The sequence below is a fragment of the Chitinivibrionales bacterium genome, from assembly GCA_014728215.1.
In the GTDB taxonomy this organism is placed as follows: Bacteria; Fibrobacterota; Chitinivibrionia; order Chitinivibrionales; family WJKA01; genus WJKA01.
In genome coordinates this window covers 1-7,607 of sequence record WJLZ01000217.1, presented here as the reverse complement: position 1 = coordinate 7,607, position 7,607 = coordinate 1, and the positions used below count along the sequence as shown (strand labels likewise).

5 protein-coding genes are annotated in these 7,607 nt (G+C 47.4%); 4 read left to right on the top strand and 1 reads right to left on the bottom strand.

Annotated elements, in window-relative coordinates; all coding sequences use genetic code 11:
* The first annotated feature begins 2,369 nt into the window (after positions 1-2,369).
* From GF401_20280 to GF401_20270, 3 genes are all read left to right on the top strand, one after another.
* Positions 2,370-2,663 carry a hypothetical protein gene (locus GF401_20280; protein MBD3347400.1) on the top strand — a complete coding sequence of 98 codons (294 nt, stop codon included), beginning with the start codon at positions 2,370-2,372 and terminating at the stop codon, positions 2,661-2,663.
* 69 nt (positions 2,664-2,732) lie between these two features.
* On the top strand, positions 2,733-3,509 hold the full coding sequence (locus GF401_20275) for a hypothetical protein (protein ID MBD3347399.1): 777 nt from the start codon (positions 2,733-2,735) through the stop codon (positions 3,507-3,509).
* Positions 3,510-3,752: 243 nt separating this feature from the next.
* The gene (locus tag GF401_20270) at positions 3,753-3,905 is read left to right on the top strand and encodes a hypothetical protein (GenBank protein ID MBD3347398.1); all 153 of its coding nucleotides are present in this window, start codon (positions 3,753-3,755) and stop codon (positions 3,903-3,905) included.
* Positions 3,906-4,002: 97 nt separating this feature from the next.
* On the opposite strand, the gene GF401_20265 is transcribed toward GF401_20270, so the two are convergent.
* Complete coding sequence (locus GF401_20265; protein MBD3347397.1) at positions 4,003-5,565, bottom strand: GntR family transcriptional regulator; 1,563 nt, start codon at positions 5,563-5,565, stop codon at positions 4,003-4,005.
* A 788-nt stretch (positions 5,566-6,353) separates the two neighbouring features.
* Here GF401_20265 and GF401_20260 point away from each other — a divergent pair.
* Positions 6,354-7,607: hypothetical protein (locus GF401_20260; GenBank protein MBD3347396.1), on the top strand; the 1,254-nt coding region annotated here is incomplete at its 3' end.

Genomic DNA, 7,607 nt, shown 5'->3' with positions numbered 1-7,607 from the left:
GCTGCGCCCGGTACACCGTCGATCACCAGTATCTCATCGCCTTCATCGAGCAGTATAACTATTTCCTGGCAGAGTGTAACAGCCGATTCGTTTGTCGTGCATTATGGGACATCGCTGAGCACAATCTCTACCCGATTTGAATGTGTCGTCGGTAATGACACCACAATTACCGGTTTAAGCAGTGGTACAACGTACTGGTGCAAAGTTACCGCATACAATATCAGCGGCAATGCGGCGGATAGTACGTCGATAATTACCCGACCGGCGATACCCGCAGGACTGACTGCAACGAAACAATCTGCCTGTGCAATTAACCTGGGCTGGAGTACGGTAACCGGCGCTGCGCAGTACTATATCTACCAGGCAGCAAGTTCCACAGGAGCCTATTCGCTTTTTGACAGTACAACCGGTGTTGCCTATACACACAGCGGTCTTTCAGCTTCACAATCCCGATATTACAAAGTGGAAGCGGTTAACGTGTCCGGATTATCGGGGCAGAGCAGCGAAGCCAATGCCACAACCGATGGGTTGCCGGTTGTAGCTATTACCTCACCGGCTGATAACAGCACCACAAACCAGAGCCCAGTTACTGTTGCATGGACTGTTAATGGAGTGGCGCAGACCGACCAGACATCCGAGATGCTTGCCAACGAGGATGCCAATACGATCACTCGCAGTTATACCGATGCCTGCGGAAATACGGTCAACGCATCTATAACGGTGAATCGCGATACACAGGCGCCTGTTATTGCAATAAGTGAACCCGGAAATAATCATGTTACCAGCAGTTCCTCGGTAGCAGTATCCTTTACATCCGACGGAGCAAGCATGGATACGCTGGTGCAGCTCAGTGAAGGGCGGAATGATTTGACTATCCGAGCTTTAGATAATGTCGGCAATGAAGGTACCGCTGCGTTAACTGTATATCACCGGCCAAACATCATATTTGTAAAACAGGGAATTTCTAACGGTGACGGTACTTCCTGGGCGAATGCCTTTGACAATCTGCAGCCGGCAATCGATGTCTCTGATGCGACAAAGCGCATATGGGTTGCCGCAGGGACCTATAAACCAGGTACCCTGCAGACGTCTGCCTACCTGTTTGACAAACCGGCTCAGGCATTAGGTGGATTCGCAGGAACGGAAACAGATAGTTCACAGCGCGATAGGGACGTCAATGTGACTGTCCTTGACGATCATTTGGAAGAGTTCACCTATTCAGATACACTTATACGGGTTCACAACTCAGCAAGAATCGATGGGTTTAATATTATAAACAAACTGAACACCGCTGTTTATATACACACCGACTTCGATTTAAAAATGTCAAAATGCAATTTTGAAGTTGATGGTGGGCATTATTACATCACTTCTCGTCCGAACAGCTCAATGATATTTGATGATTGTAATTTTGAGGGAGCGGGATATGTGCGAAGGGTAATAATGGATAGCGCAGGATATCTTGAACTTAACGCCTGTACATTCAAAAACATTAATACAGAGTATGGAATACGTATTTATAAACCCGGGGCAAAAGCCAGCATAAAGCGTTGTGTGTTTTACAGTGATACGGTTCAGGCTGGTTGGATCAGAGCAGTTCAAGCCGACTATGTTCACGTGTTTTCATCAGTTTTCATGGAAATTAATCCCAATGAAAGCTATTATTTTTATGCTGCAGCAATATATGGTACTGCCGCAGAATTTCTTATAGAGCGTAATACATTTTACAATAATGGTGAATATTGCATTGATGTAGGGCCCAGTTACCTGCATACTGATACTTTACTGCGAATAGAGAAATCAATATTCTGGCTGGATCGAACACCAACTAATGATGGCATGACTCAAATTATAAAGAGCACATTCGAGAATATGTATCTTTTCAATTGTGTTATCAAAAATGGAACCACAAATCTTAATCTACCAACATTAACCTTTGGCCGCATTAACACAACAAGCGATACAGAACCGCTTTTCAAACGTACCGCATCTGGAGGCGTCCCTGTTTTCAGCCGGACCCCAAATGATTATCTGGCACTTGATGGCAGCAATAATCTCGGCGGCGGGACCCCTGCTTACAATTATGATATTACAGGATATTCAGGGTCTACTGCTGGAATATATGATGCCGGCGCGTATGAATATCGGTAAGGTTATTAAGCAGCAAAAAATGCTTTATTAAGAAGTTTTGCTTAATTATCAGTTTATGATCATCTGACATATATAACATATATAATCTTCCCTCCCAAAAAAGATCAAATAATCGACATTCCAGTTTTGTGCTTCCATTATATTGCGTAAGGCAGGGATTGTCCTGAAATCCCTATAGTTTTTATATCTTTAAAACTTTTATGCAAAAAGGAGGTTATATGAGAGCTGCACAAGCTCAAAAAAGGCGGCATATGCTGAAGCTTTTGCTGTTTTTTTTGTGCGCCGGCATATTAAAAAATGCCACAGCAGTCGATTATACCCATGGACCGGCCGGCAGAAGTGTCGATGCTATTCTTGAGGCCTACACGATTCATAATGATTTCGGGTATAATCACAACACCAATACCGTTACATTGAGTAATGGCGATGTTTTGATGTATTGGGTGTGCAAGCCGGATAATTCCGGTGAAGCCGGGCAGTTTTGCAGAGCCAAGTATATCAAAAGCGAATAACGGTGGACAAATATTGAGCAGGTTCCAACCGATTTCTGGGGCGGAAGCGGAAGCTGGGCAAACATTTGCATGTATCAGCCAAAAAAACCCGGCGCTCCTTTGCTCATGTTCTATGCTGACGGGTTCAATAATGTCGGCAAGAGCTATGTGAAAACCAGTACCGATGAAGGCGAAACCTGGTCGGATCGGTATGAGTTTCCCTCGGATGTGTATGATGATATCCACAGTACCTGGCCTGCAGCCCCGCTGGAGATTTCTCCGGATGCAAATAATGCAGGGTATCCAACCCATACGCTGCTCAAATCCGCAGACAAGGAATTCAATGGCGGGATGTACATTATTCCCGGGAACAACTATACCGGCGTTGAGCCCGGTGGAGATCCCTGGGGAATCAATATGTTCAGGACCTGGGAATTTACGCAGACAGACTGTGATGATCCGCCGCATGAGCGTTATTGCGGGATGGTATATAGCTTTTTAGTTCCCAATCCTAATAACTGGGGTGAAATTGCCGCTATTGTGAGGAAATATGATCAGGGTGATCGTTTTTATATTGCCAGATCTCATGATGGAGGAAACACCTGGGATCCCGGGTTGAGCCGCATCGATGTTGAAAATGATAAAGCGCTTCAAAACGGCGGCTTTGGCCTGAGTGTCGATTTATATGGCGGTCCACTCCAGCAGTATGGGTGGCAGCTAGCTGCCGGTGCTCACGGTGGACGTGGCTATATCATTGTTGCAGGAACGCAGGATCTCAATGCCACTGAGTGGCAAATCCTGGTTGAGCTGGATATCGGTCCACCGCCGGGGTTGAACGCGGATCCGGCCGATCCGGAGGCTGCGTGACCGGCATTACAACAGGGGCCCGATAGACGGATCCACCTGACGTATGGCGGTCGCCATGCGGATTATGTCAGACACGTAGTTTTAGATCCCGACCTTCTTGTCGGCCATCTCTCAACATCAGCCGACAAAAAGATTACTACTGCACACGGGTATGCCGGCAATACCTGGCATGCAGTCGATAATCGCATTTATTTCTCCTGCAGTGCAAAAGAAAAATCGGACATTGCTGTTTCTCTTTTTGATATGAATGGAAGAGAAATCTGCAGCCGTACCCGCACTCAGCAGGATGGCAAAGGCATGGTAATGCTCGATGCCGGCGGACGGAACGGGATTTTTCTGTTGCGTGCGTCAATTGATGGCATCACAATGCCTGCAGAAAAAGTAGTGTTGAAATAAGTGTAAGGAGCTGGGAGAATTGGAGTACTGGAGTTATGGAGTAATGGGGAAAAGAACTTGAATTCTGCACCCATCATTTCATCACTCCAACTCTTCCTCATATTTTCCCTACTGTCGCCCGCTCCACAATCATCCCGTCAACTTCAACGGCCCTTTTCCGTTGCGGCAATGAACGCGTATTGACAACATAGCTCAGCATCAGGCGCATAAGGGTCTGTATGTTGAAATTGTAGCTTGTCAGATGGTGCTGCAGTGCTTCGGTGGTATCGTCAAAACCGATCAGCGAGATCCGTCCGGGGACCGCAATGTTCTTTCTGTTCAGAAAATCCAGTGCAGCCAGCGCGACGTCATCGTTGGCAGCAACCCAGGCTGTAATACCCGGGTCTTTGAGGGCCTGGGCAAAGAGCGCATGAAGCTGTTGCCGGTATTCGGCGTAGGGGATGGTGCGTACCGGAAGCTGGAAATTGAAAACAGGGTCCAACTCCCGGGCAAAGTAGGACGGCGCTTTCAGTTTCCATTTATTATATGCATCAACCAGCGAAGAAAGCGAGCTCTTATCGAGTGCTGCTTTTTGATAGAATGGATAAACGATGGATGGATTATTCAGGACAACAGGCACAACCGCATCCGCTATTCCTGCCGACTCGTAAACCTGCACAAGTCCCTGAAGCCGGTTTGGCGACCATACCGAATCATGAAAGGGCGAGAGGTAAGCGATACGTCGATGCCCGAGTTGAAGCAGGTAGCGCGCAACCTGAATGCCTGCCGAGGGCGCAACTGCAGCGGTGAAAAGGCGGACATTTGGCTTATCGAGCAATGAAGGGCGTCCAAGCGATCCGGTAACATCCAGAATCGCAATGGGTTTCCTGATATGACCCATTTTTTTCAGAACGCTGTCTAAACCGGTATGAGGGGCAATGATGGACAAAAGATACCCCATGATCTGTTCGTTATCGGGAATATCCTCCAGATCTTTTTGATAAGGAGCAAAAAAAGGAGGACCGTCATCGGCATGATACGCAAGCGGTTGAAAACCGATTCGGCAATTGTTGCACTCCTTTTCGAGCATCCGGTAGCCTTCTTCGTACAACGCGCTCCAGTGAAGGCGCCTCTGGGTATCGCCGGTTGTCAAATAGACGATATGACGGTCCCGCTGGGTTGATGTGAGTTGCGGTACAACGTATGTGCGCTTGAAAGGATGAATAATCTTTTCGGTGCAAAGCAGAGCAAGGCTTTTTTTAAGCGATGCATATGAGGCATCATAGCGGGCGGTTAGCTCTTTAATTGAAGGAAAAGGAATGCCGGGGGAATACACACCATTGAACACATCCTCTTTAATCTTTTCTGCAATGCGGTACCATAAGGGATGAATATCGGCCGGTGCAGGAGGTGGAGTCTCTTCATCATCCAGAAGCAACCGGCACTTTGATTCGCACCCCGAGAGAACAAGGCTCCTGCTGCCTCGCATGCTTGTGACTATGCCCCGGCTTTGCAGGTCGGCCATGGCTTTGGCCATGGTGGCATAGGAGATGCCCGCAAGTGATGAAATTTCTTTGATGCCGGGGAGTGGTTGCCCCGGAACAAACCGCTTATCCAGAATCGAACGCACTATAAATTGCACGCCGCGACGGATTCCAGGTGATGAAACGGTTTTATTCATTACTTTTTACGCTGACCTGCATAAGAATGTTTCTATATGTTGTTATGTGGATCGATTCTGATAGCCAGGGGCTTCATCCCTGGCTACTACGGCCAGGTTTTCCTTCCGGGACAGGCCGAATATGTTTAAATCTGCCAATTTCTTTTACAGTTGTCACGTAGAGATAACTCTATCTATAACCAGGGATGCAATCCCTGGGTTATGAAACCACGAAAGATCAACCCCTCGTCCCGTAAGGACGATTCCCCCAGGCTTTTCAGGGAACGGCGTACCATAAGGTTGCCGAAGTCGCAAATGAATAAATATATAAGTTATATAAATATATAAATTTGATGTAACAAAAACAAGCATCAATTCAATTTGTTTTTGGATTTATTAATACCCAGACAGCTTTTTGCATAATCTGCACATTCAAATGGCAAAGGGGAAAGCCATCATGAAATGGAGCGGGGAGTTCCGGCGTTTTCGCAGAGCAATTCCTTCCGTTTGCTTCAATCTAATCACCACCATTCAGTTCTGTGCCGATACAAAATACATATGCGATTATGCTATGAGGCAATATAGCTAAACAGCGACATTCAGCGATAAAGAAAGAAAAAGAAATTGCGAAGGAGAGAAGACTGTATGAGAACCGGACAGCCATAGCAGGGGCATTCGGCAAAAAGGGTGCGGGAGTTCAGCAAAAAGTTTTTTATGGCAAGTATCCGGTTCTCATGTTTATCTCCGGCATATCCGGGCTCATCCGATTGAGCCGGAATAAAACTTAAATATATAGCAAAGGGGTGAAAATGTATTTCCTTCAGGCGTGTATCTTTTCATTGTTTCTGGTCTATAGCACAGTCATTGCGGCAGACCGTCAGAATTGCATCCTCCTCAAAGAGCGCATGTTTGACCCTCAGGTGTTGCTCGATCAGGACCCGGACAATCACATGTGTCATGCATCCTCGATTGTTGAAGCAAAAAACGGGACGTTGATCTGTGTTTTTTACGCCGGGCAGGAAGAAGGCGAGGGGCACGAAATATGGATGTGCAAAAAACCAGTTGGGGGGACCTGGTCGACGCCAAAGCAGTTTACCAAAACCGGTGGCGATGTTTTTAATCCGGTGCTGTTTCAACCGAAAGTCAATCCTGATGCACCGTTGCTGCTCTATTTCCGTATTGGTGCATGGGACGGTAGTGGGGTAGTGCTCTACTCGGATGATAATGGTGAAACCTGGTATGAACCACCGAATGGTGAGAAATATCCCGACTATACGAATCAACCGAATGGATCGTGGGGTACCGATCTGCCTTTGCTGCCCTCGGGACATTGCATGGATGTCAACAGGTTCGGGGGCCCTGACAAAGCGCTCCCATTGGAGCTTCCGAGCGGCTCGCTCTTATTCGGTTCGGGGATGAAAGGCGGCAGCAGGTGGCGATTTAATATCGAGCAGACTCCAACAGATAATTATTATTCGGGAAATTGGATTTTAAATGAAGTATGTGTTGAAGGCACTCAGCCTACATTTATTGTGCTTTCGCCCGATTATCAGAACCTGAAAGTCCTCATGCGTCTGAGTTCGCCGTTTGTCTCCGATGATGGCGGCGCCACATGGACCCAGTCATCAGGTCAACCGGATAACGGAGGATCGGCAATGGCTGCGATAACACTTGACAACGGGTGGCATGCATGCGCCCATACGCCGGGACGTGATCTGATCAAGATTTCAGTGAGTGAAGATGGCTCGAGTTGGACACAAGCGGTAATCGTTGAAGATGAACCGCCTTCGCACAGCTACCCGTTTATGTTTATGGGGTCGGATGGATATTTGCATTTGTCATGGACCTGGGTTGATGTTCACGGCGGCGGCAGTCCCGGAGAAGCATCGATCGGTCATGCGATTATCGAGCCAAACCTTCTTGTGGGACTTCCCGCAACAAAAACAGGCAAAAACAGCCCGCTTTCTCCAGATGAGAAAAAATTAGCAATTAAGCAAAACAAGCTGAGCAAAGCGATCACAATAACATACGCCGTAGAGACTGATGGCTACGCCCGGCTCGGG